Annotated in this window: 1 protein-coding gene; it reads right to left on the reverse strand. The window is 39.0% G+C overall.

The annotated features are described in order from the left end of the window. Positions 1–31: 31 nt before the first annotated feature. Positions 32–1,189, reverse strand: coding sequence for an IS630 family transposase (locus G5A70_RS15460; protein WP_044930089.1), 1,158 nt, complete (start codon positions 1,187–1,189; stop codon positions 32–34). Between the last annotated feature and the right edge of the window lie 85 nt (positions 1,190–1,274).

Genomic DNA, 1,274 nt, shown 5'->3' on the forward strand with positions numbered 1-1,274 from the left:
CTAGTATAACGAATATTAAATAATTGCTATATTAAATTGATACTGCTTCCTCTTCACTGATTTCATCCATTTTATACTTCCAGTGATAAACCACGGGTTCACGGTTCACTTCGTCAAAGTACTTGTAAATTCGTTCTTCCAACTCCTGTTTGGTATTGACACGAATTCCTCGAAGCATCTGTCTGGTCATCTTGCTGAAGAAGCTTTCAATCATGTTTAACCATGAGCCATGTTTTGGTGTAAACACAAATTTAAAACGTCCCTTTGGCATAGTATCCAGAAAGCGCCGTGTTTCTTTGGAAGTATGTGCAGAATGATTATCCAGGATGATCCGAATGGTATCCTGTGATGGATATTTTTTGTCCAGTATCTTTAAAAACTCAATAAAATCAGAACTCTTATGGGTCTCACTTACTAACGGAATTGCTTCTCCAGTGAGTAAATCAATGCCAGCCAGTAAAGAGAGCGTTCCCAGACGTTTGTATTCTGCATCACGATATACTTCCCCATGTTCTGATGTCGGGCGTAAATCCGGTGCCGTATTGGAGATTGCCTGAATGCCCGGCTTCTCATCATACGATACCGTAATCGTCAGTTTATAATCGTCTGGAACAATGAGATCACCATTTTCATCAAACTGCATTTCAATCTGCTTATAAACCAACAGAACCTCATGCATTTTTGATTCAAAATCAGGATCCCGTTTTTCACAGTAATATTTGATTTTAAAGGGTTTCATATCCTGTTCCTTAAGAAATTTCTGGATATACGGTTTGGTAACGGTTGAAAGCCTTGGATATCCCGCTTCTTCTGCATGTTTCTGAATGTATTTGTGGAGAGAGGTCAACGTCCACAATTCCTGTGCATAACCGAGTTCTGTCGGTCTCTGACACGCAATATGAATCATCCATGCTTTTGCATCATCAGTGATTTCCGATGGACGTCCAGGACGCTGAACATCAAACAGTGCAGCATCTAAACCGCCTTTCTGAAACTTCGAAATACAAAGGCGTACCGTTGCGGTACTAATGGCAAGTTTATCAGCAATTTGCTGGAATGTCATTCCATCGGCTTTATATAAAAGGATTCTGGCACGGTCCACAACTTGTGCCTGAATGGTTCTCTTTTTGGATAATGCTTTAAGGTAATCTCTGTCTTCATCTGACAGAGGAAGATATGTTTTTCTCATAGTGTTCATCCTTTCTTAGATAACACTATTTTACCATACATTATCCTCAAAATATATAGTAGAGATTTAATTTATTCTATACTAG

This window comes from Blautia hansenii, from assembly GCF_013304445.1.
Classification (GTDB): Bacteria; Bacillota; Clostridia; order Lachnospirales; family Lachnospiraceae; genus Blautia.

Excerpts from the sequence above, each read along its gene's own strand:
- G5A70_RS15460 (WP_044930089.1), bottom strand. The coding sequence starts at position 1,189 with ATGAGAAAAACATATCTTCCTCTGTCAGATGAAGACAGAGATTACCTT.